This window comes from Streptomyces sp. GbtcB6 (assembly GCF_019091475.1).
GTDB classification, from domain to species: Bacteria; Actinomycetota; Actinomycetes; order Streptomycetales; family Streptomycetaceae; genus Streptomyces; species Streptomyces hyaluromycini.
The window spans coordinates 21,926-46,778 of record NZ_JAGXJL010000057.1 but is presented as its reverse complement, the minus strand read 5'-3'; the positions used below and the strand labels follow the sequence as shown (position 1 = coordinate 46,778).

27 protein-coding genes are annotated in these 24,853 nt (G+C 70.1%); 16 read left to right on the top strand and 11 right to left on the bottom strand.

The genetic code is table 11. The features are described 5' to 3' along the window. Window positions 1–37: 37 nt before the first annotated feature. From KVT45_RS46530 to rpmB, 4 genes are all read right to left on the bottom strand, one after another. Window positions 38–562, bottom strand: coding sequence for a DUF4232 domain-containing protein (locus KVT45_RS46530; RefSeq protein WP_217556046.1), 525 nt, complete (start codon window positions 560–562; stop codon window positions 38–40). 154 nt (window positions 563–716) lie between these two features. Then, window positions 717–1,193, bottom strand: coding sequence for a hypothetical protein (locus tag KVT45_RS46525; RefSeq protein ID WP_217556051.1), 477 nt, complete (start codon window positions 1,191–1,193; stop codon window positions 717–719). Window positions 1,194–1,376: 183 nt separating this feature from the next. Continuing rightward, complete coding sequence (rpsN, locus tag KVT45_RS46520) at window positions 1,377–1,682, bottom strand: 30S ribosomal protein S14 (protein WP_217556045.1); 306 nt, start codon at window positions 1,680–1,682, stop codon at window positions 1,377–1,379. Window positions 1,683–1,700: 18 nt separating this feature from the next. Then, window positions 1,701–1,937, bottom strand: a complete 237-nt coding sequence (gene rpmB, locus KVT45_RS46515) for a 50S ribosomal protein L28 (protein WP_217556044.1) — start codon at window positions 1,935–1,937, stop codon at window positions 1,701–1,703. 74 nt (window positions 1,938–2,011) lie between these two features. On the opposite strand from rpmB, the gene rpmG reads away from it, so the two are divergent. The 5 genes from rpmG to KVT45_RS46490 all read left to right on the top strand — a co-directional run bounded on the left by rpmG (window position 2,012) and on the right by KVT45_RS46490 (window position 4,720). Further along, on the top strand, window positions 2,012–2,176 hold the full coding sequence (rpmG, locus tag KVT45_RS46510; RefSeq protein ID WP_217556043.1) for a 50S ribosomal protein L33: 165 nt from the start codon (window positions 2,012–2,014) through the stop codon (window positions 2,174–2,176). A 9-nt stretch (window positions 2,177–2,185) separates the two neighbouring features. Next, entirely contained in the window at window positions 2,186–2,446 is a 261-nt protein-coding gene (locus KVT45_RS46505) for a type B 50S ribosomal protein L31 (protein ID WP_217556042.1), read from the top strand. Then, the gene (locus KVT45_RS46500) at window positions 2,446–3,666 is read left to right on the top strand and encodes a GTP-binding protein (RefSeq protein ID WP_217556041.1); all 1,221 of its coding nucleotides are present in this window, start codon (window positions 2,446–2,448) and stop codon (window positions 3,664–3,666) included. The genes KVT45_RS46505 and KVT45_RS46500 overlap by 1 nt, the downstream gene beginning before the upstream one ends. Before the next feature lie 5 nt (window positions 3,667–3,671). Then, window positions 3,672–3,908: a 30S ribosomal protein S18 gene (gene rpsR, locus KVT45_RS46495; RefSeq protein WP_217556040.1), complete on the top strand. Its 237-nt coding sequence runs from the start codon at window positions 3,672–3,674 to the stop codon at window positions 3,906–3,908. Window positions 3,909–4,450: 542 nt separating this feature from the next. Next, the gene (locus tag KVT45_RS46490) at window positions 4,451–4,720 is read left to right on the top strand and encodes a DUF397 domain-containing protein (protein WP_150133783.1); all 270 of its coding nucleotides are present in this window, start codon (window positions 4,451–4,453) and stop codon (window positions 4,718–4,720) included. A 90-nt stretch (window positions 4,721–4,810) separates the two neighbouring features. Here the strand turns inward: KVT45_RS46490 and KVT45_RS46485 are convergent, their stop codons facing one another. Continuing rightward, the gene (locus tag KVT45_RS46485; protein ID WP_254648352.1) at window positions 4,811–5,311 is read right to left on the bottom strand and encodes an ATP-binding protein; all 501 of its coding nucleotides are present in this window, start codon (window positions 5,309–5,311) and stop codon (window positions 4,811–4,813) included. Between the two features lie 333 nt (window positions 5,312–5,644). On the opposite strand from KVT45_RS46485, the gene KVT45_RS46480 reads away from it, so the two are divergent. The 3 genes from KVT45_RS46480 to KVT45_RS46470 all read left to right on the top strand — a co-directional run bounded on the left by KVT45_RS46480 (window position 5,645) and on the right by KVT45_RS46470 (window position 8,733). After that, window positions 5,645–6,469: a helix-turn-helix transcriptional regulator gene (locus KVT45_RS46480; RefSeq protein WP_217556050.1), complete on the top strand. Its 825-nt coding sequence runs from the start codon at window positions 5,645–5,647 to the stop codon at window positions 6,467–6,469. Window positions 6,470–6,623: 154 nt separating this feature from the next. Beyond that, window positions 6,624–8,084, top strand: a complete 1,461-nt coding sequence (locus tag KVT45_RS46475) for an aldehyde dehydrogenase family protein (protein WP_217556038.1) — start codon at window positions 6,624–6,626, stop codon at window positions 8,082–8,084. Window positions 8,085–8,193: 109 nt separating this feature from the next. Then, a complete protein-coding gene (locus KVT45_RS46470; protein WP_217556037.1) occupies window positions 8,194–8,733 on the top strand; it encodes a DinB family protein in 540 nt (179 codons plus the stop codon). Between the two features lie 146 nt (window positions 8,734–8,879). Here KVT45_RS46470 and KVT45_RS46465 read toward each other — a convergent pair whose 3' ends face one another. Then, on the bottom strand, window positions 8,880–10,289 hold the full coding sequence (locus tag KVT45_RS46465; RefSeq protein WP_217556036.1) for a glutamate decarboxylase: 1,410 nt from the start codon (window positions 10,287–10,289) through the stop codon (window positions 8,880–8,882). Between the two features lie 40 nt (window positions 10,290–10,329). Beyond that, window positions 10,330–11,616 carry an ion channel protein gene (locus KVT45_RS46460; protein ID WP_217556035.1) on the bottom strand — a complete coding sequence of 429 codons (1,287 nt, stop codon included), beginning with the start codon at window positions 11,614–11,616 and terminating at the stop codon, window positions 10,330–10,332. 113 nt (window positions 11,617–11,729) lie between these two features. Between KVT45_RS46460 and KVT45_RS46455 the strand changes: the two genes are divergently transcribed. Continuing rightward, a complete protein-coding gene (locus KVT45_RS46455) occupies window positions 11,730–12,491 on the top strand; it encodes a MerR family transcriptional regulator (RefSeq protein ID WP_217556034.1) in 762 nt (253 codons plus the stop codon). A 13-nt stretch (window positions 12,492–12,504) separates the two neighbouring features. Here KVT45_RS46455 and KVT45_RS46450 read toward each other — a convergent pair whose 3' ends face one another. After that, window positions 12,505–12,870, bottom strand: a complete 366-nt coding sequence (locus KVT45_RS46450; protein WP_089100702.1) for a YbjQ family protein — start codon at window positions 12,868–12,870, stop codon at window positions 12,505–12,507. Between the two features lie 138 nt (window positions 12,871–13,008). Between KVT45_RS46450 and KVT45_RS46445 the strand changes: the two genes are divergently transcribed. Then, window positions 13,009–13,896: a DedA family protein gene (locus KVT45_RS46445; protein WP_217556033.1), complete on the top strand. Its 888-nt coding sequence runs from the start codon at window positions 13,009–13,011 to the stop codon at window positions 13,894–13,896. Between the two features lie 95 nt (window positions 13,897–13,991). On the opposite strand, the gene KVT45_RS46440 is transcribed toward KVT45_RS46445, so the two are convergent. Both KVT45_RS46440 and KVT45_RS46435 read right to left on the bottom strand, forming a co-directional pair. Next, window positions 13,992–15,650 carry a threonine/serine exporter ThrE family protein gene (locus tag KVT45_RS46440; RefSeq protein WP_217556032.1) on the bottom strand — a complete coding sequence of 553 codons (1,659 nt, stop codon included), beginning with the start codon at window positions 15,648–15,650 and terminating at the stop codon, window positions 13,992–13,994. A gap of 131 nt (window positions 15,651–15,781) precedes the next feature. Then, window positions 15,782–16,273 carry an inorganic diphosphatase gene (locus KVT45_RS46435; RefSeq protein WP_217556031.1) on the bottom strand — a complete coding sequence of 164 codons (492 nt, stop codon included), beginning with the start codon at window positions 16,271–16,273 and terminating at the stop codon, window positions 15,782–15,784. A 79-nt stretch (window positions 16,274–16,352) separates the two neighbouring features. On the opposite strand from KVT45_RS46435, the gene dacB reads away from it, so the two are divergent. The 6 genes from dacB to folE all read left to right on the top strand — a co-directional run bounded on the left by dacB (window position 16,353) and on the right by folE (window position 24,330). After that, window positions 16,353–18,014 carry a D-alanyl-D-alanine carboxypeptidase/D-alanyl-D-alanine-endopeptidase gene (dacB, locus tag KVT45_RS46430; protein WP_308311074.1) on the top strand — a complete coding sequence of 554 codons (1,662 nt, stop codon included), beginning with the start codon at window positions 16,353–16,355 and terminating at the stop codon, window positions 18,012–18,014. A gap of 251 nt (window positions 18,015–18,265) precedes the next feature. Beyond that, window positions 18,266–19,399, top strand: a complete 1,134-nt coding sequence (locus tag KVT45_RS46425; protein WP_217556029.1) for a zinc-dependent metalloprotease — start codon at window positions 18,266–18,268, stop codon at window positions 19,397–19,399. A gap of 191 nt (window positions 19,400–19,590) precedes the next feature. Next, window positions 19,591–20,715 (top strand): tRNA lysidine(34) synthetase TilS, encoded by a 1,125-nt coding sequence (gene tilS, locus KVT45_RS46420; RefSeq protein WP_217556028.1) that lies wholly within the window; start codon window positions 19,591–19,593, stop codon window positions 20,713–20,715. A 66-nt stretch (window positions 20,716–20,781) separates the two neighbouring features. Further along, window positions 20,782–21,342, top strand: a complete 561-nt coding sequence (gene hpt, locus KVT45_RS46415) for a hypoxanthine phosphoribosyltransferase (protein WP_046730905.1) — start codon at window positions 20,782–20,784, stop codon at window positions 21,340–21,342. Between the two features lie 206 nt (window positions 21,343–21,548). After that, window positions 21,549–23,588: an ATP-dependent zinc metalloprotease FtsH gene (gene ftsH, locus KVT45_RS46410; RefSeq protein ID WP_217556027.1), complete on the top strand. Its 2,040-nt coding sequence runs from the start codon at window positions 21,549–21,551 to the stop codon at window positions 23,586–23,588. A 136-nt stretch (window positions 23,589–23,724) separates the two neighbouring features. Beyond that, window positions 23,725–24,330, top strand: coding sequence for a GTP cyclohydrolase I FolE (gene folE, locus KVT45_RS46405; protein ID WP_089099923.1), 606 nt, complete (start codon window positions 23,725–23,727; stop codon window positions 24,328–24,330). 18 nt (window positions 24,331–24,348) lie between these two features. Here the strand turns inward: folE and KVT45_RS46400 are convergent, their stop codons facing one another. Then, window positions 24,349–24,837: a DUF3180 domain-containing protein gene (locus KVT45_RS46400; RefSeq protein ID WP_217556026.1), complete on the bottom strand. Its 489-nt coding sequence runs from the start codon at window positions 24,835–24,837 to the stop codon at window positions 24,349–24,351. Window positions 24,838–24,853: the final 16 nt, after the last annotated feature.

The following is a 24,853-nucleotide window of genomic DNA, read 5'->3' as shown; positions in this document are numbered from 1 at the left end:
ACCACCCCCGAATCGGCCCCCTGAATCGGCCCCCGAATCAGTCCCCCGCCTGCTGGAACGCCCCCACCGCAGCGTTCGGCTTCTCCGCGGCCCCCTTGCCCGCCACAGCCCCGTACTTCCAGGGGAAGCTCTGCGTCGTGTCACTCCCCGGCAGCGACACCGTCATCGAAGTGGCCGCGAGGCTCGCCGCGTCGCCGTCCTTGCCGCGCACATAACTGATCGAGAACGTCGCCGAGTCGCCCTTGGCGAGCTTGAGCTTGTCGGCCTTCGCGCCCGCCTGCGCGGCGACCGCCGCCGACGTGCCGCCCGCCTTCAGCGTGACGCCGGCGAAGCCGTCCAGCGTGCACGGCGCGCTCTGGTTGGTGATGCTGACCGGCACTTCGCCGGTGTCCCCCGCGGCCGGCGCGACGCTCGCGGAGCCGACCTGGACGGAGACCTTGCCGATCTCGCAGGCCGAGCTGTTCTTGCTGCTGGAGCCCGAGCCGCCGTTGTTGCAGGCGGTCAGGGCGAGGGCCGCGGCGACGGCGGTGACGGTGGTGACGGTGAGCGGAATGGCGCGCATGAGCAGTTCCCCATCGAGGTCGTGACGGTGTCCCAGCATCATCACGCCCCGGGCCGGGCCCCGCGCGCCCGCCCCCGCCCTCGACCGCTTCAGGTGTGTTTCCGCCGACCCGCGCGGGCCGGCGAAAACACACCTGAAGCGGTCCTATGCGGCCCTACTGCCCAAGGCCCGCCGTCGGGAGCCCCGACGGCAGCTTGCCGCCCTCGGCCTTGGTGTAGGTCTCCTCGCCGGATTTTCCGGACCAGGTGACCTTCATGCCGCTCTTGCTGACGGAGTCGACCATTCCGGTGCCCCGGTCCTTGCTGCCGTTCGTGCAAGTGAGATGGATCATCCGCATCCCGGCCTCCTCGCCGGCGGTCCCGCTGCACACGGCCCCACCGGTCTCGAAGAGCCCGGCCTCCTTGCCGGTGACCACCAGCGCGACGATCTTGCCGCCGCTCGTCGTGATCCAGCTGCCCTGCAACGCGTCGGAGGAGGCCGTGGAACTGTCCGAACCGGCCGTGGCGGTGGCGGCCGCGGACGAGGTGCCCGACGGGGTGGCCGAGGAGCCGCTGTCGGAGCCGCCGCCGCTGCTGCACGCGGTCAGCGCGAGCGCGCCCACCAGCCCCGCGGCGGCGGCCACGATCCGCAGACCCGGCCGCGTGGTCGCCGCAGTCGCTTCCGCCGCGGTCGTCCCCGCCGAAGCGGTCTCCGTCGACGCCGTTTCCGTGTGCGTCTCAGCCGTGCTCGCCGTAGCCGTGGTCACCGCAACGCTCCCAAGCTCTAGGGGGTCGGCCGCCCGGCCGCCCGAACGACAGCGGCAAGCTACCAGGACTCACCAGGAGGATTTGCGTACGCCAGGTAGGTATCCGCTGTGGGCCTGGTCCCGCAGATTCACCCGGGACAGACCGAACGCGCGGAAGTAACCGCGCGGACGGCCGTCCACCTGGTCGCGGTTGCGTACGCGCGTGGCGCTCGCGTCGCGCGGCTGCCCACGCAGCTCACGCGCGGCGGCGAGGCGCTCCGCGTCGGTCGAGGAGGGCCGCCGGAGGATCTCCTTCAGTTCGGCCCTGCGCGCGGCGTACCGCGCGACGACCTCCTGCCGCCGCTCGTTCTTCGCGATCTTGCTTTTCTTCGCCATATCGGTGCCCCGCCCCCCTCAGACCTTTACGCCCCGTGCGCGGATGCGGGCCACGGCCGCCTCCACGCCGATCGTGTCGACGGTCCTGACGGCACGTGCGCTCAGCCGGAGCCGTACCTGCCGGTTCTCGCTCGGCAGCCAGTAGCGCCTGGTCTGGATGTTGGGGTCGAAGCGGCGGGAGGTCCGCCGGTGGGAGTGGGAGATCCGGTTGCCGAAGCCGGGCTGGGCGCCGGTCAGCATGCAGTGGGCGGACATGGTGACGTACCTCTCTCGCGCTGAGGACCCAGAAGCAAGTGCTAATGGGATTCATTTTCAGTAAGGTAGCAGTCATGGCACGCAACGAACTCCGTCCGGTGATCAGACTCCGGTCCACCGCAGGGACCGGCTACACCTACGTGACCCGCAAGAACCGCCGGAACGACCCGGACCGTATGACCCTGCGCAAGTTCGACCCGGTCGCCGGCCGGCACGTCGACTTCCGAGAGGAGCGCTGAACCGCCGCCATGCGCAAGGGAATCCACCCCGCCTACGGGCCCGTCGTGTTCCGTGACCGGGCCGTGAACCACGCCTTCCTCACCCGCTCGACGCTGGCGGGCACGGAGGGGACCGGGAAGACCGTCGAGTGGGAGGACGGCCGGACCTACCCGGTGGTCGACGTCGAGATCTCGGACGTCAGCCACCCCTTCTACACCGGCACCGCCCGGGTCCTGGACACCGCCGGGCGCGTGGAGCGCTTCGAGCGGCGGTACGGAAAGCAGGGCTGATGCTCCCCTCCGACCCGCCGCCCTCCGCCCCGCTCCCCGTCGTGATCGTCGGCGGGCTGCACGCCGACGCCCGCAGGCAGGCCGTCGCCCGGCTGCTCACCGACGTCCGGGGGAGTGTCGTACTCCACCACGACCTCGCCACGGCCGCCGACGGCATGGTCGTACGGACGGTCCGGGACGCCGGCGGCCTGCTGTCCGCCGGTGAGGCACCCCTGGTCGACGACTGCGCCTGCTGCGCCCTGCGCGAGGATCTGGTGCCCGAGCTGCGGCGGCTCGCGGCCGAGGGCGACACCCGGCTCGCGATCGTCGAGCTGTGGGACTCCGTCGAGCCCAAGGCGATGGCCGAGGTCGTCGTCGCCGGCGGGCTCACCGTCACCGGCGTGATCACCGCCGTCGACCCGGCGCTGCTGCTGCCCTACGTCGGCAACGGCGACGATCTCGCCGACGCCGGGCTGGCCGCGGCCGCCACCGACCAGCGGACGGTCGCCGACACCTTCGCCCGACAGCTGGAGTACGCCCCCGTCCTCGCCGTCCTCGACTCCCCGGAGGCCGACGACGAGGACCGCGAGCTGCTCGCCCAGCTCCACCCGACGGCCCGCCAAGTCCCCCTCCCGGGCGGCCACCCCGGGGACTTGGCGGGCGCCGGAGGCGCACTGGCCCGGGCCGCCCTCGCCGGCTTCGACATCGAGGCGGCCGCCGCCGCCCAGCACCCGGCCTGCGCCCTGCTCCCCGCCGAGGCCGACGGCCACGGCGTCGCCACGCTGGTCTGGCACCGCAGGCGGCCCTTCCATCCCGAGCGGCTGTACGCCGCCCTGGAGGACCTGACCTGCGCGGCCGCCCGCAGCCGGGGCCGGTTCTGGCTCGCCGACCGGCCCGACGTGCTGCTGCACTGGGACGCGGCGGGCGGTGCCCTGTGCGTGGAGAGCACGGGGCCGTGGCTGGCCTCCCTCCCGGACGCGGCCTGGGACCTGGTCCCGCCGGTACTCCCCCACTCTCGGCTTCGCTCGAGCGGGGGGACCCCCATGGCCGCCGCCGCCCTCGACTGGCACCCGGAGCACGGCGACTGCTGCCAGCACCTGGTCTTCACGTCCCCCGGGCTCGACCGCGACGGGCTCGAACGGCTGCTGGAGTCCTGCCTGCTGACCGATGCCGAGTACACCGCCGGGCGCGCCGCCTGGGAACGGCTGCCGTCCGCCTTCGACACCCTCCTGGAGGTCTGACCCCGATGCCCCGCAAGACCGACCGCAAGCCGGTGAAGAGCCGGCCGAACCCGTTGGACCAGGCGGAGGTGACGTACATCGACTACAAGGACACCGACCTGCTGCGGAAGTTCCTCTCCGACCGCGGCAAGATCCGCAGCCGGCGCGTCACCCGCGTCTCCGCCCAGCAGCAGCGGCTGCTGGCCAGGGCGATCAAGAACGCCCGCGAGATGGCACTGCTGCCCTACGGGACCGCCCGATAGAACACCGAACACGGGACCGCCCGGCGGAACGCTCACCCACCCCTCGCCCCCCGCGCGGTCCCGCGTCCCGTACCGTCCTCTGTGTCGTACCTCTGTCGTACCTCTGTCGTCCCTCCCTGCCGTCCCTCTCCGTCGCCGGCGTGCGGGTTCTCGCCCGCGATGGGGGAGCGGAAGCCGGCCGTCCAGTGGTCCGATCCCGATCCGGCCAATCTCGCTCACCGGACCATCACATGGACGCTGGAACACGAGGGCCGGTGTACGCGTCCTTTCCTAGTGCATGGAGGATTCGATCCGGACGTCCTGCGCAGGTGACAACGCGCGGGATCATGGACGGGGGCCGGCGGTCGCATGTCCTGCGGAGGCCGGGGCAGACGCTGGAACGGGTTGAGTAAAGCGGACGTCAAAGCTGTAACCGCAGGAACACCCCCCGTGCACGTGCATCTGCTCATGCATCTGCACGTGAACAAGGTTATGATCCGGGTCAGTTGACCGCTGCATCAATGGTCACATCAGCCAGTTAGTGCACCACCGGGGAGCGACCTGTGAACCTCGACGTTGACGGCGTGTACGGGGGGTTTGACGTGTACAACGGCATGGCTGCCACGCAGCTGGACGGAGTGGCCTGGCAGAAGAGCAGGCACAGCAACTCGCAGGGTTCCTGCGTGGAGTTCGCCCGGCTGCCGGGCGGCGACGTGGCGGTCCGCAACTCGCGCTTCCCGGACGGGCCGGCACTCGTCTACACGCGCGCCGAGATCGAGGCGATGCTCCTCGGCGTCAAGGACGGCGAGTTCGACCACCTGATCACGAGCTGACGGCGGCCACATCTGGGGCAACCCGGTGCGTTCGGCATATAACGCACGGTAACGCGCGTAGAAACCCGGCGTCCGAAGACGCCGGGTCCGTCATTCGACGGGCTGCAGCCGGAACAGCGCCCACACGACCTTGCCGCTGAGGGTGCCCGCCAGCGGGTGCCAGCCCCAGCTGTCGCTGAAGGAGTCGACCAGGAACAGCCCGCGGCCCGACTCCGCCGAGAAGTCCTCGGAGTCGCGGGGGACGGGCGTCTCGTGGCTGGGGTCGCGTACCGCGCACACCAACCGTCCGGTCCACCGCATCAGGTGCAGCCGCACCGCCGGCGCCTGCGGCGCGGCGAGGCAGTCGGTCTCGCCGGGCACCGCGTGCCGCAGGGCGTTGGTGACCAGCTCCGAGACGACGAGACAGACGTCGTCGAAGCGGTCGCCGACGTCCCACTGGCCGAGCGTTCTCCGGGTGAACTGACGGGCTTCGCGCACCGCTTCGTAGCGGGCGGGCAGGGCGCAGGAGGCGGCGTTGGACACGGCCGCGGGATCAAGCGGCGGAAGGCCCTGCCGTAATGGCTTGAGCATGGTCGATCCATTCGTCCCCATGCGAGGCACTCCCGGGAATTCGCGGTCGTTGCGATGCAGCGGTGGCGCGGGACCATGGTTTCGGATGCGCACAGCAGATGCAAGGGCAGATGCACGTGCACGCGACCGAATTGGACCCTCCCGTACCGCTTGTTGGCCATTTTTTCCGCCAACTTGCTGCCCTTGGCTCACTACCTGCTTGCAACTTCCTGTGCTTAAACTTTGGCCGCTTTCCGTTTCCGTAACCGGACGAGTACTGCTCGAAGTGTTTTAGTGGCAGACTGCGGGCCCTGAAGACGGTTGGGGAGGCTGGCGAACGTGAGCGCGGGAGAGCCCGGATCGGTGGTGCGGCGAATGCTGCTCGGCTCGCAACTCAGGCGGCTGCGGGAGGCCCGGGGGATCACCCGCGAGGCCGCGGGGTACTCGATCCGTGCCTCCGAATCGAAGATCAGCCGCATGGAGCTGGGCCGGGTGAGTTTCAAGACGAGAGACGTGGAAGACCTGCTGACGCTGTACGGCATCACCGACGAGGCCGAACGCCAGCAGCTCCTCTCCCTCGCCCGCGAGGCCAACGTGGCCGGCTGGTGGCACAGTTACTCCGACGTCCTGCCGACCTGGTTCCCCACCTATGTCGGCCTGGAGGGCGCGGCACATCTGATCCGCGCCTACGAGGTGCAGTTCGTCCACGGCCTCCTCCAGACCGAGGACTACGCGCGCGCGGTGGTGCGGCGCGGTATGAAGGGGGCCGGCGAGGCCGACGTCGAACGCCGGGTCACGCTGCGTATGGAGCGGCAGAAGTACCTGGTGGCCGAAAACGCCCCCGACTTCCACATCGTCCTCGACGAGGCCGCCCTGCGCCGGCCCTACGGCGACCGCGAGGTGATGCGCGGTCAGCTCCAGCACCTCGTCGAGATCTCCGAGCGCTCCAACGTACGGCTGCAGATCATGCCGTTCAGCTTCGGCGGGCACTCCGGGGAGGGCGGCTCGTTCACCGTCCTGAGCTTCCCCGAGTCGGACCTCTCCGACGTGGTCTACCTGGAGCAGCTCACCAGCGCCCTCTACCTCGACAAGCGCGAGGACGTCGCCCAGTACGAGCAGGCGCTGAAGGAACTCCAGCAGGACAGCCCGGGACCGGACGAGAGCCGGGACCTGCTGCGCGGACTGTTGCAGCTGTCGTAGATATATCGATGCACCAGGGGATTCCCCTAGATCATCGAACTGACGCCCCAACTCCTGTGTCACGCAAGTACCATGATGCGTGATCAGACCGTGATGTGGATGTGGACCCGGTGTCCGCATCGACTGCCGTCGCAGCAGGGGATCGAGGGATCACATGTCGTCCTATTTCACCGACCTGGCCCAGCAGTACATCGACGGTGAGTGGCGCCCGGGGACCGGTTCCTGGGACATCATCGACTTCAACCCGTACGACGGTGAGAAGCTCGCGTCGATCACGATAGCCGCGGTCGAGGAGATAGATCAGGCCTATCAGGCCGCCGCGCGTGCCCAGAAGCAGTGGGCCGCCACCAACCCCTACGCCCGCCGCGCCGTCTTCGAGAAGGCCCTGCGCCTCATCGAGGAGCGCGACGCGGAGATCACCGAGGCGATCATCGCCGAGCTCGGCGGCACGCATCTGAAGGCCGCCTTCGAGCTGCACCTCGCCAAGGAGTTCCTGCGCGAGTCGATCCAGTGGGCGCTGCGCCCCGAGGGCCGGATCCTGCCCTCCCCGGTGGACGGCAAGGAGAACCGCGTCTACCGCGTGCCGGTCGGTGTGGTGGGCGTGATCAGCCCCTTCAACTTCCCCTTCCTGCTGTCGATCAAGTCGGTCGCCCCGGCGCTCGCGCTCGGCAACGCCGTGGTCCTCAAGCCGCACCAGAACACCCCCATCGTCGGCGGCACCCTGGTCGCGAAGATCTTCGAGGACGCGGGCCTGCCCGGCGGTCTGCTCAACGTCGTCGTCACCGACATCGCGGAGATCGGCGATGCCTTCATCGAGCACCCGGTCCCGAAGGTCATCTCCTTCACCGGTTCCGACAAGGTCGGCCGGCACGTGGCCACCGTCTGCGCCTCGCTCTTCAAGCGCACGGTGCTCGAACTGGGCGGCAACAGCGCGATCGTGGTCCTCGACGACGCCGACATCGACTACGCGGTCGACGCGGCGGTCTTCAGCCGGTACGTCCACCAGGGCCAGGTCTGCATGGCCGCCAACCGCGTCCTGGTCGACCGCTCGATCGCGGACGAGTTCACCGAGAAGTTCGTCGCCAAGGTGAAGACCCTCAAGGCCGGCGACCCGAGCGACCCGCAGACCGTCATCGGTCCGCTGATCAACTCCCAGCAGGCGGAGTCGGTTTCGGCCACGGTCTCGCAGGCCGTCGCCGAGGGCGCCACGGCCCTGCTGCACGGCACGACCACCGACAACCTGGTCGAGCCCTCGGTCCTCACCGGTGTCCCGGCCGACTCCGACCTGCTCCGGCAGGAGGTCTTCGGCCCGGTCGCCTTCCTCATCCCGTTCGACGGCGAGGAGGAGGCCGTACGCCTGGTCAACGACACCCCCTACGGCCTCAGCGGCGCGGTCCACACCGGCGACGTCGAGCGGGGCGTGGCCTTCGCCAAGCAGATCGACACCGGGATGTTCCACGTCAACGACGGCACCGTGCACGACGAGCCCGTCGTCCCCTTCGGCGGCGAGAAGCACTCCGGGATCGGCCGCCTGAACGGCGAGACGACGGTGGAGTCCTTCACCACCCTGAAGTGGATCTCGGTGCAGCACGGCCGGAGTGGCTTCCCGTTCTAGCTCCGGAAGCTCCTCGGTCACGACGGGCCCTTTAGGACGCGATCTGTCCTAAAGGGCCCGTAGCTTCGGTCGTGTCAGGGAAACACCACCTGAGGAAAGGCGGCCGGAAATGGTCACTCACGTTCCCGCGGAAGCGCACGGCGACGAGCGCGGAGCACTGCTCTCCTTCATCGAGGAACAGCGCGGCGGCATCCGCCGGGCCCTGCTCGGACTGACGGACGAGCAGGCGGCGAGCAGGCCGAGCGCGAGCCAGCTCTCCCTGGCGGGCCTGCTCAAGCACGCCGCCGAGGTCGAGCAGAGCTGGATCGCCCGCGCCAAGCAGGAACCGCCGGCGATCAAGCGGGACCAGTCGAACTGGCACGAGACCTTCCAGCTGGTCGGCGACGAGACGGTGGCCTCCCAGCTGGCGTACTGGGAGCAGGTCGCCGCCGAGACCGAGAAGTTCATCCGCTCGGTCCCCGGCCTCGACGACACCTTCCCGCTCCCGCCGCAGCCCTGGTTCCCGCCGGAGGGGCGGGTCTCCATCCGCTGGGTCTGCCTCCACCTGATCCGCGAGACCGCCCGCCACGCGGGCCACGCCGACATCATCCGCGAGTCCCTGGACGGGAAGACGGCCTTCGAACTCGTGGCGCTGGAACAGTCCGCCTAGGCCTGGCAGCGCCGCCCTGGTAGCGCCCCAAAGGGGCGCGGGGCGGTATGGAATGTGCGGCTACCGCCGCGTGGGCGCGACCAGCCACAACGGCGCCGCAGACAGCGGACGGCAGACGGCACATCGCGGCACCCCCAGCAGAGCGCTCAGTGGTGGAAGCTGGTGGCCGCGCCCTTGTCATGGGTCAGCGGGTGCGGCTGCCGGCGCAGTTCCGGCAGCAGCCGGGACAGGTCCTCGACGAACAGGTCGGCCAGGTCCTTCGAGAAGCCGTTGCGGCACACCACCCGGAGCACCGACAGGTCCTCCCGGTTCGCCGGGAAGGTGTACGCCGGCACCAGCCAGCCGTTCTCCCGCAGCCGCCGGGACACGTCGAAGACGTCGTACGCCGTCACGTGGTCGGCGGTGGTGAAGGCGAACACGGGCAACTCGTCGCCCCGGGTCAGCAGCCGGAAGTCGCCGAGTGCCTCGATGCGTTCGGCGAGCTCGATGGCCACGTCCCGGGACGCCTGCTGCACCGCGCGGTAGCCGTCCCTGCCGAGCCGCAGGAACGTGTAGTACTGCGCGACCACCTGGGCGCCCGGGCGGGAGAAGTTGAGGGCGAAGGTGGGCATGTCGCCGCCCAGGTAGTTGACCCGGAAGACCAGTTCCTCGGGCAGCGCCTCCTTGTCCCGCCACAGCGCCCAGCCGACGCCCGGGTAGACCAGCCCGTACTTGTGCCCCGAGGTGTTGATCGACGCCACGCGCGGCAGTCGGAAGTCCCACACCAGGTCCTCGTCGAGGAACGGCGCGATCATCCCGCCGGACGCGCCGTCCACGTGCACCGGGACGTCGACCCCGGTGCGCTCCTGGAGGGCGTCCAGGGCGGCACAGAGGTCGGCGACCGGCTCGTACGACCCGTCGAAGGTGGAGCCCAGGATGGCGACCACCCCGATGGTGTTCTCGTCGCAGAGGTCGGCGGCGGCCTGCGCGTCCAGGTGGTAGCGGTCGCCCTCCATGGGGACGAAGCGGGGCTCCACCTCCCAGAAGTTGCAGAACTTCTCCCAGCAGACCTGCACGTTGATGCCCATGACGAGGTTCGGGCGGGCGCCTCCCGGATAGCGGTCGGTGTTGCGCTGCGTCCAGCGCCGCTTCAGCGCCATCCCGGCCAGCATGCAGGCCTCGCTGGAGCCGGTCGTCGAACAGCCGATGGTGTTGGCCGGATCCGGCGCGTTCCACAGGTCGGCGAGCATGGCCACACAGCGCCGTTCCAGCTCGGCGGTGCGCGGGTACTCGTCTTTGTCGATCATGTTCTTGTCGTCGCACTCCGCCATCAGGATCCCGGCCTGGGGCTCCATCCACGTGGTGACGAAAGTGGCCAGATTCAGCCGGGCGTTGCCGTCCAGCATCAGCTCGTCGCGAACCAGCTGGTAGGCGGTCGAGGGCGGCAGCGGGCCGTCCGGCAGCCGGTGGGTGGGCGGGGCCTCGGTCATGCCGGCGACCGGGTTCGCCTCACCGAAGAACGGGTTGACGGACATGGGTCGCTCTTGGTGCTTCTGGGAGCCTTTGTGGAGCGGCATGAAGAGTGCCTCCTGAACGGCATGAGGGAATTCACAAGGATCAGCGCAGGGCCGTACCGTCCGCCCGCAACTGCATTCTGGGCCGCCCGGTCACCAGCAGCCAGGCTGGCAGCGACGCGATGCACAGCAACGCGATGATGCTCGGCGAGGCCACCAGCACCGCGGCCGTGAACAGGCTCACCCAGCCCTGGCGGGTGATCGCCAACAGCATGCCCAGCACACCCGCCGCCACGCCCACCGAGGGCTGGACCGCGGGCACCAGGGCGTGGGCGCACAGGCCGAGCGCGGCGCCGATGAACACCGACGGGAAGATCCGGCCACCGCGGAAACCGCAGGCTGAGGCCACCAGCAGGGCGGCCAGCTTGACGACCGTCATCACGGCGAACTGCCCGGCGGACCAGCCCTCCGGGTCCTTCGCCAGCTCCGCGACCTCGTCCAGCCCCTTGAAGAGCGTCAGATGGCCGCCCAGCGCCCCCAGAAGGCCGAGCACCAGCCCGCCGACCGGAAGAGCCACCATGGGGTGCGCGAGGCGCCGGAAGACGCCGTGGACGTACGGGAAGGCGTACACGGCGCACATGCCGAGCAGCGCGGCCGCGGAGGCGACCACCAAGGCCGCCAGCTGGTCGGTCCAGTGCGGGCGGCCGAGCGCGGGCAGCCCGAGGTCCAGGGTCGGACGGGACACCAGAGCGGTCGTCATCGCGCCCGCCCCCGCGGCCATCAGCGGCCCGAAGAGGTTGTCCCACAGCGCCCCCTTCAGCGGTTTCCCGGCCAGCGCCTCGGAGATCACCAGGGCCGCCGCCACCGGCGTCCCGAACAGGGCGCCGAGCGTCGCCGCGTCGGCCAGCGCGGGCCACAGCGAGCCCGGCAGCCGGGGCATCGCGAGCCGCCCCAGCCACAGCGCGAGCCCGACGTTGACCGCGATGAGAGGGTTCTCCGGACCGAGGCTCGGCCCGCCCGCCAGCATCAGCACGGTCGCCAGCACCAGCCCCGGCAGCACCACCGGCGGCAGCGCCACCGCCTCCAGGCCCAGGGTGGCCGGATCGGGCCCCGCGTGCCCGGGCACCTTCCACACCACCAGCCCCACCGCGATCCCGGTGGCGGTGAGCATCACCAGCATCCACAGCACGGAGTACCGCCCGATGCCGAGCGCGTCCGGCAGGTCGGTCCACAGCACGTGCTGCAACCGCTCGGCCAGTGAGCTCACCAGCATGAACAGCAGACTGCTGCAGACGCCGACGACGAGTGCGGGCAGGATCAGCGGCAGCAGGGCCCGCGCGGGAGCCGCGGGCGGGGTGGGGAGCGCCTGCTGCGCGGTGTCCTGGGCCACGGGCTCACGATAAGCGGGCAAAACCGACACAACATCCCGAAGGTCGCCGATCGGAACGGGCTTGCACCTCACGTGACGTGAGGACCCAGGGTGGAGCGCGGAAAGGAGCGGACATGAGCTACTCCGTCGGACAGGTCGCCGGATTCGCCGGGGTCACGGTGCGCACCCTGCACCACTACGACGAGATCGGCCTGCTGGTCCCGGGCGGGCGCAGCCACGCCGGCCACCGGCGCTACGGCGACGCCGACCTCGACCGGCTCCAGAAGATCCTGTTCTACCGGGAGCTCGGCTTCCCGCTCGACGAGGTCGCGGCCCTGCTCGACGACCCGGAAGCGGACCCGCGCGCGCACCTGCGCCGCCGGCACGAACTGCTGACCGCCCGGATCGAGAAGCTGCAGGAGATGGCCGCGGCCGTGGAACACGCCATGGAGGCACGCAGGATGGGCATCAACCTCACCCCCGAGGAACGCTTCGAGGTCTTCGGCGACAAGGACCCCGAGCAGTACGCCGAGGAGGCCGAGCAGCGCTGGGGCGGCACCGAGGCCTACGCCGAGTCGCAGCGCCGGGCCGCCCGCTACACCAAGGCCGACTGGCAGCGTATGAAGGCCGAGGTCGACGACTGGAGCGGGCGTTACGCCGCCCTGGTGACCGCGGCCGAGCCGCCGGCCGGTGAACGGGCCATGGACATGGCCGAGGAACACCGGCGGCACATCTCGGCCTGGTTCTACGACTGCCCGCCCGAGATGCACCGCCGCCTCGCCGCGATGTACGTCTCCGACGAGCGCTTCAAGGCCTTCTACGACTCGATGGCCCCGGGCCTGGCCGAGCACCTGAAGGAGGCGATCGAGGCGAACGCGGCCCGGCACACGGCGTGACAGGGCGCTCCGGCTACTCCTTGTCGAGGATGACGGCGGTGCCGTACGCGCAGACCTCGGTCCCCGCGTCCGCCGCCTCGGTCACGTCGAACCGGAAGGCCAGCACGGCGTTGGCACCACGCGCGCGTGCCTGCTCGATCAGCCTTTCCATGGCCTGGTTGCGGGTCTGGACGAGCGTTTTCGTCAGCCCCTTCAGCTCGCCCCCGATCATCGACTTCAGACCCGCGCCGATCTGACTGCCCAGGTGCCGGGAGCGCACGGTCAGCCCGAAGACCTCGCCGATGACCTCCCGCACCCGGTACCCGGGAACGTCGTTCGTGGTGACGACCAGCACATCGGCCTGCGGTCCCTGACCGCCGCCGTACTCTTCGATACCCATGTCCACAGCCATTCCCCAGGCCGGGCACAGTCCACCCAGGTTCCACCGGTGGAACCTGGGGCGGACACATTACGTTGATAGCTTTGTGCGCCCGCACAAGGATCCCGACGTGCCTTCCCCCCTCAGGAGCCCGGAACCGTGATGACGCTCGCCCTCGGCCCGAGCTGGCTGGACCCGAACCAACTTCTCGACTCGTTCGGTATCTGGGGCCTGCTCCTGGTCGTCTTCGCCGAGTCCGGCCTCCTGATCGGTTTCTTCCTCCCGGGCGACTCGCTCCTGTTCACCTGCGGCCTGCTGATCACCTCGAACCAGCTGGACTTCCCGCTGTGGGGTGCCATCGCCCTGATCTGCGTCGCCGCGATCCTGGGCGACCAGGCGGGCTACATGTTCGGCAAGAAGGTCGGCCCGTCGCTCTTCAACCGACCGGACTCCCGCCTCTTCAAGCAGGAGAACATCGCCAAGGCGCACGAGTTCTTCGAGAAGCACGGCCCGAAGTCCCTGATCCTGGCCCGCTTCGTGCCGGTGATCCGTACGTTCACCCCGATCATCGCCGGCGTCAGCGGCATGGCCTACCGCTCGTTCCTCACCTTCAACGTCATCGGCGGCGTCATGTGGGGCGCCGGCGTCACCCTGCTCGGCTCCTGGCTCGGCAAGATCGACTTCGTCAAGAACAACATCGAGGCGATCCTGATCCTGATCGTCCTCGTCTCGGTGGTCCCGATCATCATCGAGTTCCTGCGGGCCCGCGCGAAGAACAAGAAGGCGGCCCGCACGGAGCAGCCGCTCCAGCAGCAGCCGGCCCCGCCGATGATCGACGACGCGACGACCCAGCTCCGCCGCATCGAGCCGACGTACACCCCGCAGCAGCCCCAGCAGCAGTACGACCAGCAGCCTCACCAGCAGTACGGCCAGCAGCCCCAGCAGCACTACAGCCAGCAGCCGTACTACGACCAGGGCGGCTACAGCCAGAACGGCTACGGCCAACAGCAGAACCCGTACACCGAGGACCATTACCGAGCGCCGTAAGCGAAAGCGCCCCGTAAGGGGCGCGGGGAACTGCGCGATCAACCCCCACGCACCCGCAGCCGCCGTCCCACCTGAGCCCCCCGCCCAGTGGGCGCTCAGAACCCCCTGGTCCGCTTCGCAGCCCTACGCTTCCCGGCCGACCCCACCCGAAGGGTCAGCCGGGAGATCTCCGACCCCAGATTGACCCCGATGGCGATCGCCATGGCGAGCGACGCCGCCTTGGCCAGCGACACCAGCCCCTTGTCGACCTCGTTCTGAGCCATCGACAGCAGCCCGAAATAGGTGGCCGACCCCGGCAGCAGCGGCCCGATCGCCGCCGTCGTGTACGGCAGCGCGGACGCGAACCGGTACCGCGACAGCAGCTGCCCGAACAACCCCACCAGCCCGGCCGCCACCGCCGTGGAGGCGACCGGCGAGATCCCTCCGGCGTAGTGCATCGCGCCGTAGACGGACCACGCCACACCGCCGTTGAGGGTGACGGCCAGCACGGTGGATCGTTCCTGCTGGAGCAGCACCGCGAAGGTCAGCGACAGCACCATGGACGCGGCGATCTGCAACAGCGGCCGCTCGGAGGTGTTCAGCGCCACGTCGGGGTTGAGCCGGCCGCCCAGCTTCACGCCGAAGTACAGGACCGTCAGCACCCCGATGACGATGCCCACGAAGAAGTACATGACCTCCAGCAGGCGCGCGGAGGCGGTGATGTAGAAGCCGGTCAGCCCGTCCTGGACGCTCGCGACCAGCGCCCGCCCGGGCAGCAGCGCGAACAGCCCACCGGTGACGACGGCGGACGCCGCGACGTCGATGTGGGCGAGGGAGAAGGCGACCCCGATCGCGGCCGGCGGCATCGCGGCGACCATGAACTGGTAGAACTCCGGCAGCCCCCGCCCCGCGCACAGCCACGCCAGCCGGTCACCGAGCATCGCGCCGACCGCGGCCGCCACGAACACCAGCAGGTCACCCCCGACGAGCACGGAGGCGGCCCCGGCGAGCAGCCCGGTCGCGGCGGTCAGCGCCCAGCCGGGGTACGGGTGCCGGTTGCGGCGGATCACCGCGAGCCGCCGGTAGGCCTCCTCCAGGGAGACATGGGTCTCGGGGTCGGTGAGGTCGTCCACGAGCCGGAAGACGGCCGCGAGGCGGGTGTAGTCGGTCCCGCGCCGCCGCACCGTCCGGGACGCCGTCACCGGGTCGTCGACGAGCGAGGGCTGGTACGAGATCGCCAGCAGGGTGAAGGTGACGTTCGGCTCGCACCGGTCGAGACCGTACGACCGGCAGACCGCGAACATCGCGGCCTCCACGTCCTCCGAGCCCTCCCCGCCCGCCAGCAGCAACTCACCGATACGCAGCGTCAGGTCGAGCACGCGCGGGACGGCGGGGCCGCCCTCCTCCTCGGCCTTCTGCACCGGCTCCGGCGCCGGCCGCTCGGTCACCGGCATGCGCAGCATCGTGCGCATCCGGTCCTGCCAGGGCGCGTCCTTGACGAGGCTGACCATGGGGAACCCGGAGGCGGGCGTGAAGGCGGGCGGGGCGTCGTCGGCGCTGTAGGTGCGCGGCGTGCTGAACGCCGACCCCTCCGGCTCGCCACTCACCGGATGCGGCGCCACCAGCCCTTCCGGCACGGTGAACTCCGACGTGGACTCGGACTCGCCGCCGCCCTCGGGGACCGCGATGCCCGCCGGAACGGCGAACTCGGACGTGATCTCCGGGTCGTACCGCGCCTCGTCCGACCGGGGTTTGCGGTCCTCCGCCTCCGTCACCGTCGTAACGCTCCCTGAACGACATCCGCCACGTAAGCCTCAGTATGCGCGTGGGCACACAGCGGACACGAAAAACGGGCCGCACGCGTGCGTGCGGCCCGTTCCCCGGTCACTGACCGGGCGGGGTGGTCTCAGTGACCGCCCGACTCCTTGAAGCGCTTGTACGACCGCTCGATCTCGATCTCGGCGTCGGTGCGGCCCACCCAGTTGGCGCCCTCGACGGACTTGCCGGGCTCCAGGTCCTTGTAGACCTCGAAGAAGTGCTGGATCTCCAGGCGGTCGAACTCCGACACGTGGTGGATGTCGCGCAGGTGCTCCACGCGCGGGTCGGTGGCCGGGACGCACAGCAGCTTGTCGTCGCCGCCGGCCTCGTCGGTCATCCGGAACATGCCGATCGCGCGGCACTTGATGAGGCAGCCCGGGAAGGTGGGCTCGTCCAGGATGACCAGCGCGTCCAGCGGGTCACCGTCCTCGCCGAGGGTGTTCTCGACGAAGCCGTAGTCGGTCGGGTAGGCGGTCGAGGTGAAGAGACGACGGTCCAGGCGGATCCGACCGGTCTCGTGGTCCACCTCGTACTTGTTCCGCGAACCCTTCGGGATCTCGATCGTGACGTCGAACTCCACCGGTGGCTCCTCCATGATCAACACATAGTTCTGGTGATTAAGTGTCCCTCACGCTGGTGTGTGATCGCGAAAGGGGCTGGTGGTCGTGCCAGAGCTGAGGCCTTGGCAGTCCGCGAAATCGCGTGTGCGGAAGATCGCGGGGGCCGTGCGACCGCGTCTGGCCCGCCTCGCGACGGCCATGAAACCGCAGGTTGCGCGGTTGCGGCGGACAGTGGGACCGCAGCTCGCACGCATCACGCGCGCGACGGGATCCCGGCTGGCCACCCTGGTCCGCCCCCCTCGACCTCGCTCTCGGACCCTCAGGACCTGGCAGTACACCGCGGGCGCCGCTGTGGCCGGGCTCGCGCTGGCCGCCGGTGCGGTGACCGCGGCGGGCCCCTGGGACGCCGACGGCCAGCGTACGGCCGAGCGGGACCGGGCCGCCGCTCTGGAGCGGACGGGTGGCACAGATCACGGCTCCGGTGCGGACTCCGTCACAGCCGACGGCGAGCCCAGCCCCGCGCCCAGCGCCGGATCCGTCCTGACGGGCCTGGGCGGCGCCACGAACACCGTGAAGTCGGCGCCCGCCGGAAAGTCCGCCGGAATCTCCGGAACGGCCGTCAGGGACCTCCTGGGGCCCCGGCTGGACTCCTCGGCGCTCGGCAGCACCCGCACCGCCGTGGTCGTCGACGTGGCCAGCGGCAGCCGCCTGTACGGCTCGGGCGCCGACACCGCCCTCACCCCCGCCTCCACCACCAAGATCGCCACCGCCGTCGCCGCCCTCTCCGCCCTCGGCGCCGACCACCGCCTCACCACGCGCGCGGCCCTCGAACCCGGCACCAGGGAGGTCGTCCTGGTCGGCGGCGGCGACCCCACCCTGACCGCCCGCAAGGACGCGGCGGGCTGGGCCAGCCTGCGCGCCCTCGCCACCGAGACGGCGAAGTCGCTGACCGCGCGGGGCATCAAACAGATCACCCTCTCGTACGACACCACGCTCTACTCCGGCCCCGACCTGCATTCCATCGGCGTCAACGACAACCTCGCGCGCGTGAGCCCCCTGACGGCCGACGAGGGCCGCACCAACGACTCCGTCGAGGGACCCGTGCTCCGGGTGAGCGACCCGGCGGCCGACGCGGCACGGAAGTTCGCGGGCTTCCTGGCGGACGCCGGCATCAAGACCTCGTCCCCCGGCACCTCCAAGGCGAGCAGGCGGGCCGACACCCTCGCCACCGTCTCCTCGCCGCCGCTGTCCTCGATCGTCGAGCGCATGCTGACCAACAGCGACAACGACATCGCCGAGGCCCTGGCCCGCCAGACCGCGCTGGCGAGCGGCAAGCCGGCGAGTTTCGACGGGGGAGCGGCCGCGATCGACGCCCAGCTGACCAAGCTGGGCCTGCCCATGACCGGCGCCTCCTTCCACGACGGCAGCGGCCTGAACCGCGACGACCGGCTGACGGCGAACCTCCTCACCGCCCTCCTCGTCAGGGCCGCCGACGCCGACCGGCCGGGGCTGCGCGCGGTCCTCACCGGCCTCCCCGTCGCCGGCTTCACGGGCACCCTCACCAGCCGCTACACGGACGGCGCGGCAGGCGTCGTACGCGCGAAGACCGGCACCCTGACCGGCGTCAACACCCTCGCGGGCACGGTCGTCGACAAGGACGGCCGCCTCCTGGCCTTCGCCTTCCTGACCTCGAACACGACAAGCCCGACAGAGGCCCAGAAAGCCCTGGACGAAACGGCAACGGCCCTGGCGGGCCTGTAACCACGACCCGCCGCCCGCCGCCCGCCGCCCGCCGCCCGCGGCACGCCGGGGCGCGGCCGCTTCTCAACTGCCGTGGGCAGGCGTTCCGCAGGGCGGAACGGGTGGGCACGGCCGACAGCGCCGGGCACCGCGAAACCGACGCCCGCCCCTGCCCACGCAAGCCCCCAACCCGACCCCACCACACAAGTCACGCCAACCTCACCAACCTCCACGGCCTGCCCCAAGTGGGAGCGTTAACGTACGGTTGACGCATGACGAGCATCGGTGGCGCTGCTTCTTCTGGGATGGTCGACTGGAATCTCGCGGTGGCGACCGCGACGCGGCTCGTGCGGCCGGGGCCCGAGGTGAGCCGCGACGAGGCCCGGGTCATCGTCGCGGAGCTGCGGCGGCACGCGAAGGCCTCGGAGGAACACGTCCGGGGCTTCACTCGTATGGGGACCGGCGACGTACACGACACCCCCGTTCTGGTGGTGGACCGCCCAGGTTGGGTGAAGGCCAACGTCGCCGGGTTCCGGGAACTCCTCAAGCCGTTGCTCGACAAGATGCAGGAGCGACGGGCCGGCACCCCCGGCGGTGCGGTCCTCGGGGCGGTCGGCGGCAAGGTCACCGGCGTGGAGCTCGGCATGCTCCTGTCGTTCCTGTCGTCCCGGGTCCTCGGCCAGTACGAGACCTTCGCCCCCTCCTCCCGCGACCTCCCGGCGGACGAGCACGGCGGCGGCCGGCTGCTGCTCGTCGCCCCCAACATCGTCCACGTGGAGCGTGAACTCGACGTACAGCCCCACGACTTCCGCCTGTGGGTGTGCCTGCACGAGGAGACGCACCGCACCCAGTTCTCGGCGGTGCCCTGGCTGCGCGCCCATCTGGAGGGCGAGATCCAGTCGTTCCTCTCGGAGACCGACGTCGACCCGATGACCGTCCTCGAACGCATCCGGGACGCCGCCCAGTCCCTCGCCGGCAGCCGCCCCGAGGCCGAGGAGGACGACGGCGGACGGTCGTTCGTCGAACTGGTGCAGACCCCCGCCCAGCGCGAGATCCTCGGCCGGCTCACCGCCGTGATGTCCCTCCTGGAGGGCCACGCCGACTTCGTCATGGACGGTGTCGGACCCGCGGTCGTGCCGACCGTCGCCGAGATCCGCGAGAAGTTCCAGCAGCGGCGCGCCAAGGGCGCCTCCCGGCTCGACATGACCCTGCGCAAGCTGCTCGGCCTGGATGCCAAACTCCGTCAGTACCGGGACGGCGAGCGCTTCGTGCGGGCCGTCGTCGACCAGGTCGGCATGGACGGCTTCAACCGGGTGTGGACCTCCCCGAACACCCTGCCGACCAAGGCGGAGATCGCCAAACCGGCGGATTGGGTCGCGCGGGTGCACCGCAAGTCCGAGTCGTGAACCAGCGGATGTGTGGTGAACCGAAACCGGCCGACGGCAGGCGAACGCCCCTCCAATCACCCGTCCGAGGGACCGTGAGCGATGGGTAGGCGTGCGATGCTCGGGGAACGGCCCGTTTCTGTCACCATCTACACACTCTGAGTGACCGATCTCGGGTTCACCCCCCGAAAACTTCATGAAGGGAACCGGACATGGGTCCCCATCCTGCGGTCGCGGCGATACGCCTGGCGGTCCGCCGCGTCCTCCACGACATCCTCACCGACCACAGCAGCCACAGCCCTCGCAGCCGTACCACCGGTGAACGCGCCGGTGAGCGCGTCGGCGGGCGCATCGGCGCGCGCCTTGCGCGCCCCGTCGGCGGCATCCAGGCGATCCCGGAGCAGACACCGAACGAGCGGCCCCCCTCCCCGCTCGTCCTCGTCGCGTGCTCCGGCGGCGCCGACTCCATGGCGCTCGCCTCCGCCCTCGCCTTCGAAGCCCCCAAGCTCGGCATCCGGGCGGGCGGCATCACCGTCGACCACGGCCTGCAGCCCGGCTCCGACCTGCGCGCCGACGAAGTCGCCCTGAGGCTGCGCGAACTCGGCCTCGACCCGGTCGAGTCCATCACCGTGACCGTCGGCCGCGACGGCGGACCCGAAGCCGCCGCCCGCGACGCCCGCTACGCCGCCCTGGACGCCGCTCTCGATCGGCACGGCGGCACCGCGATCCTGCTCGGCCACACCAGAGACGACCAGGCGGAAACCGTCCTGCTCGGCCTCGCCCGCGGCTCCGGCATCCGCTCCCTGTCCGGAATGGCCGCGGTCTCGGGGGCCGGCGGCCGTTACCGCCGCCCGTTCCTCCAGCTGGACCGGCAGACCGCCCGCAAGGCCTGCATGGTCCAGGCCCTCCCTGTTTGGGACGATCCTCACAACGCGGACCCGGCGTACACCCGCTCCCGGCTCCGCCACGAGGGCCTGCCCGCCCTGGAGAAGGCCCTCGGCAAGGGCGTCGTCGAGGCGCTCGCCCGCACCGCCCAGCTCTCCCGCGACGACGCCGACGCCCTCGACACCTGGGCCAGCCAGGCCGAGGCCTCCGTGCGGGACGCAGCGGGCCTGCTGGAGTGCGCCAAGCTCTACGCCCTGCCCCCCGCGGTACGCCGCCGGATCCTGCGCCGTGCCGCCATCGAGGCGGGCGCGCCGGCCGGTTCCCTGTTCGCCCGGCACATCGAGGAAGTCGACCGCCTGATCACCGGCTGGCGCGGCCAGGGAGCCATCAATCTCCCCGGCAAAGTCGTCGCCCAGCGCCAGGGTGGCAGACTGGTGATTCGGCAAGGCTGAATCCCGACCTCACGGAGCGCTCCTCCGAAGGGCCGGGTAGGCCGGTGGGACGACCGACCGAAAGTGATGCGGGTGGACGCGAAAGACATGGGTGCCGACCTCCAGCAGGTGCTCATCACCAAGGAAGAGATCGACGCGAAGCTGGCTGAGCTGGCTGCGAAGATCGACGCGGAGTACGCGGGCAAGGACCTGCTCATCGTCGGCGTCCTCAAGGGCGCCGTGATGGTCATGGCGGACCTCGCCCGGGCGCTGTCCACCCCCGTCACCATGGACTGGATGGCCGTGTCGTCGTACGGCGCGGGCACCCAGTCCTCCGGTGTGGTGCGGATCCTCAAGGACCTCGACACCGACATCAAGGGCAAGCACGTCCTGATCGTCGAGGACATCATCGACTCGGGCCTGACCCTGTCCTGGCTGATCAACAACCTCGGCTCCCGCGAGCCCGAGACCCTGAAGATCTGCACCCTGCTGCGCAAGCCGGACGCGGCCAAGGTCGCCATCGACGTCGAGTGGGTCGGCTTCGACATCCCCAACGAGTTCGTCGTCGGCTACGGCCTCGACTACGCCGAGAAGTACCGCAATCTCCCGTTCGTCGGTACGCTCGCGCCTCACGTCTACGGCGGCTGACCCCCGGCTGATACGCCGGAGGTCCACTTACGTAAGACGATCGGGAACCCCAGCGGGTTTCGCGCCGTTGGAGCATGCAGAGGCGGGTTCACCAGCCGTCCGAGCAGCTTCGTGCGGCTTCGGGCCACAATGCTGGGGTACCGTCAGAAGAACTGTCTTATCAAACTCACTATGGCAGGAGGGACGGGGCGAATCGCTCCGTATGGATGGACGTGAAGCGATACTTCCGTGGGCCGGTCATGTGGATCGTGCTGGCCGTCCTTGCCGTGGTCGTGTTGATGCAGGTCGTCGGCTCGTCCGGCGGCTACAAGACGGTGGACACCGGCCAGGTCGTGGCGGCGATCAATGACAACAAGGTGGAATCGGCCAAGCTGACCACCGGTGACGAGCAGACCATCAAGGTCACGCTCAAGAACGGCGAGAAGGTCGACGGCAGCTCGAAGATCCAGGCGAGCTACATCGGCGACCAGGGCGTCACCATCGCCAACACGCTGCAGACCAAGTACCAGGACAAGCAGATCCCCGACGGCTACACCGTCGCGCCGACCAAGCAGAACGCGTTCGTCAGCGTCCTGCTCTCCCTGCTGCCCTTCGTCCTCATCGTGGTCGTCTTCCTGTTCCTGATGAATCAGATGCAGGGCGGCGGCTCCCGGGTCATGAACTTCGGCAAGTCCAAGGCGAAGCTCATCACCAAGGACACCCCGAAGACGACCTTCTCGGACGTCGCGGGCTGTGACGAGGCCGTCGAGGAACTCCACGAGATCAAGGAGTTCCTGCAGGAGCCGGCCAAGTTCCAGGCCGTCGGCGCCAAGATCCCCAAGGGCGTGCTCCTCTACGGCCGTCCCGGCACCGGCAAGACGCTGCTCGCGCGTGCCGTCGCCGGCGAGGCAGGGGTCCCCTTCTATTCGATCTCCGGTTCCGACTTCGTCGAGATGTTCGTCGGTGTCGGTGCCTCCCGAGTGCGTGACCTCTTCGAGCAGGCCAAGGCGAACGCCCCGGCGATCGTCTTCGTCGACGAGATCGACGCGGTCGGCCGCCACCGCGGCGCCGGCCTCGGCGGCGGTCACGACGAGCGCGAGCAGACGCTGAACCAGCTGCTCGTCGAGATGGACGGCTTCGACGTCAAGGGCGGCGTGATCCTCATCGCCGCGACGAACCGGCCCGACATCCTCGACCCGGCGCTGCTGCGCCCCGGTCGTTTCGACCGCCAGATCGCGGTCGACCCGCCGGACCTGCAGGGCCGTCTGGAGATCCTCAAGGTCCACCAGAAGGGCAAGCCGGTCGCGCCCGACGTCGACCTCGCGGCGGTCGCCCGCCGCACGCCGGGCTTCACCGGCGCGGACCTGTCGAACGTGCTGAACGAGGCGGCGCTGCTCACGGCCCGCAGCGACCGCAAGCTCATCGACAACCAGATGCTCGACGAGGCGATCGACCGTGTGGTCGCGGGCCCGCAGAAGCGGACCCGGATCATGTCGGACAAGGAGAAGAAGATCACCGCGTACCACGAGGGCGGTCACGCCCTGGTCGCGGCGGCCTCGCCGAACTCCGACCCGGTCCACAAGATCACGATCCTGTCCCGGGGTCGCGCCCTCGGTTACACGATGGTCCTGCCGGACGAGGACAAGTACTCGACCACGCGCAACGAGATGCTCGACCAGCTCGCCTACATGCTGGGCGGCCGCGCGGCCGAGGAACTGGTCTTCCACGACCCGACCACCGGCGCCGCCAACGACATCGAGAAGGCCACGGCCACCGCCCGCGCGATGGTCACGCAGTACGGCATGACCGAGCGTCTCGGCGCGATCAAGTTCGGCGGCGACAACACCGAGCCCTTCCTCGGCCGTGAGATGTCCCACCAGCGCGACTACTCGGAAGAGGTCGCCGCCCTGGTGGACGAGGAAGTCAAGAAGCTGATCGAGAACGCGCACAACGAGGCCTGGGAGATCCTGGTCGAGAACCGCGACGTCCTCGACAACCTGGTGCTCCAGCTCCTGGAGAAGGAGACCCTGAACAAGGAGGAGATCGCCGAGGTCTTCGCGGCGATCCACAAGCGGCCCGCACGGCCCGCGTGGACCGGCTCCTCCCGCCGTACGCCGTCCACCCGCCCGCCGGTGCTCTCCCCCAGGGAGCTCGCACTGACCAACGGGGCGAACGGCTCGACGCCGGCGATCAGCACGGTGAAGTCCACGGCGGCCGAGCCCGCCACCGCGGTCGAGAAGGCCCCGGAGGACCGACCCGAGAGCTGACTCACACCGGCCTCACCTGGCTCGGAATGGATGCCGCGCCCCCCAGGTTCTAGCCTGGGGGGCGCGGCATTTCGGTATGCCCGCAGATGAGGTGTACGGCCCACGTGCGCCTGGCCGAAGGAACGAGGCACCCCAGATGACCGACCCCGTGACCCTGGACGGCGAGGGCACCATCGGCGAGTTCGACGAGAAACGCGCCGAGAACGCCGTACGCGAACTTCTGCTCGCGGTCGGCGAGGACCCGGACCGCGAGGGCCTCCGGGAGACTCCGGCACGGGTCGCGCGGGCCTATCGCGAGCTTTTGGCGGGGAATCACCAGTCGCCCGAGGAGGTCCTGACGACGACGTTCGACCTCGGGCACGACGAGATGGTCCTGGTGAAGGACATCGAGATCGTCTCTTTGTGTGAACATCACATGTTGCCGTTCCATGGTGTGGCCCATGTCGGCTACATCCCGGCGGAGACCGGCAAGATCACGGGCTTGTCGAAGCTCGCGCGCCTGGTCGAGGTGTTCGCCCGCCGCCTGCAGGTGCAGGAACGACTCACCACGCAGGTCGCGGACTCGCTCATGCGGATCCTGGAGGCCCGGGGCGTGATCGTAGTGGTCGAGGCCGAACACATGTGCATGTCGGTGCGCGGGATCCGTAAGCCGGGTGCCAAGACGACGACGTCGGCGGTCCGCGGCCAGCTCAGGGACGCCACGACCCGAGCCGAGGCAATGAGCCTGATACTGGCCCGCTGACCCTCCGCAGAGCGGGGCTCAGGCGACCGGCTCGGCCCCGCTGTGGTTGTTGTCGTCGTCCTCCGGGAGCTTGCACACCCGCTCCAGGAAGAGGGCCGCAGCTATCACGGCGATGCCGGCGACGACCGAGAAGGCCGCGTAGAGGGCCTGGTCGCGGCGGGTGGGGAAGTCGAGGAGCTCCAGCAGGAAGACGCCCGTGCCGCCGTACATGCCGGCGACCAGGGCCGCGACGAGGGCGCTCGCCTGGCCGAAGACCACGGCGCGGGCCGCCATCAGGGGGTCGACGCCCTTGGCGCCCGGGCGGCGCTCGCGCTGGGCCTTGAGGCGGGCGCGCAACGAGAGCGCCGTGGAGAGCAGGACCACGGCGATCAGCGCGAGGACGATCGGGGCGGCCACCGGCACGCTGGGCAGGGTCCCCACCGCGTTCCACAGACGGGCGCCCGCCCAGGACAGCACTCCGGCCACGACGAAGACGCCGGCCAGCACCCTGATCCGCAGCTCTTTCACTGTGTTCCTTCAGCTC

Excerpts from the sequence above, each read along its gene's own strand:
- KVT45_RS46530 (WP_217556046.1), bottom strand. The coding sequence starts at position 562 with ATGCGCGCCATTCCGCTCACCGTCACCACCGTCACCGCCGTCGCCGCG.
- rpsN (WP_217556045.1), bottom strand. The coding sequence starts at position 1,682 with ATGGCGAAGAAAAGCAAGATCGCGAAGAACGAGCGGCGGCAGGAGGTC.
- rpmB (WP_217556044.1), bottom strand. The coding sequence starts at position 1,937 with ATGTCCGCCCACTGCATGCTGACCGGCGCCCAGCCCGGCTTCGGCAAC.
- rpmG (WP_217556043.1), top strand. The coding sequence starts at position 2,012 with ATGGCACGCAACGAACTCCGTCCGGTGATCAGACTCCGGTCCACCGCA.
- KVT45_RS46505 (WP_217556042.1), top strand. The coding sequence starts at position 2,186 with ATGCGCAAGGGAATCCACCCCGCCTACGGGCCCGTCGTGTTCCGTGAC.
- KVT45_RS46500 (WP_217556041.1), top strand. The coding sequence starts at position 2,446 with ATGCTCCCCTCCGACCCGCCGCCCTCCGCCCCGCTCCCCGTCGTGATC.
- rpsR (WP_217556040.1), top strand. The coding sequence starts at position 3,672 with ATGCCCCGCAAGACCGACCGCAAGCCGGTGAAGAGCCGGCCGAACCCG.
- KVT45_RS46485 (WP_254648352.1), bottom strand. The coding sequence starts at position 5,311 with ATGGGGACGAATGGATCGACCATGCTCAAGCCATTACGGCAGGGCCTT.
- KVT45_RS46480 (WP_217556050.1), top strand. The coding sequence starts at position 5,645 with ATGCTGCTCGGCTCGCAACTCAGGCGGCTGCGGGAGGCCCGGGGGATC.
- KVT45_RS46475 (WP_217556038.1), top strand. The coding sequence starts at position 6,624 with ATGTCGTCCTATTTCACCGACCTGGCCCAGCAGTACATCGACGGTGAG.
- KVT45_RS46470 (WP_217556037.1), top strand. The coding sequence starts at position 8,194 with ATGGTCACTCACGTTCCCGCGGAAGCGCACGGCGACGAGCGCGGAGCA.
- KVT45_RS46465 (WP_217556036.1), bottom strand. The coding sequence starts at position 10,289 with ATGCCGCTCCACAAAGGCTCCCAGAAGCACCAAGAGCGACCCATGTCC.
- KVT45_RS46455 (WP_217556034.1), top strand. The coding sequence starts at position 11,730 with ATGAGCTACTCCGTCGGACAGGTCGCCGGATTCGCCGGGGTCACGGTG.
- KVT45_RS46450 (WP_089100702.1), bottom strand. The coding sequence starts at position 12,870 with ATGGGTATCGAAGAGTACGGCGGCGGTCAGGGACCGCAGGCCGATGTG.
- KVT45_RS46425 (WP_217556029.1), top strand. The coding sequence starts at position 18,266 with ATGACGAGCATCGGTGGCGCTGCTTCTTCTGGGATGGTCGACTGGAAT.
- tilS (WP_217556028.1), top strand. The coding sequence starts at position 19,591 with ATGGGTCCCCATCCTGCGGTCGCGGCGATACGCCTGGCGGTCCGCCGC.
- hpt (WP_046730905.1), top strand. The coding sequence starts at position 20,782 with ATGCGGGTGGACGCGAAAGACATGGGTGCCGACCTCCAGCAGGTGCTC.
- ftsH (WP_217556027.1), top strand. The coding sequence starts at position 21,549 with ATGGACGTGAAGCGATACTTCCGTGGGCCGGTCATGTGGATCGTGCTG.
- folE (WP_089099923.1), top strand. The coding sequence starts at position 23,725 with ATGACCGACCCCGTGACCCTGGACGGCGAGGGCACCATCGGCGAGTTC.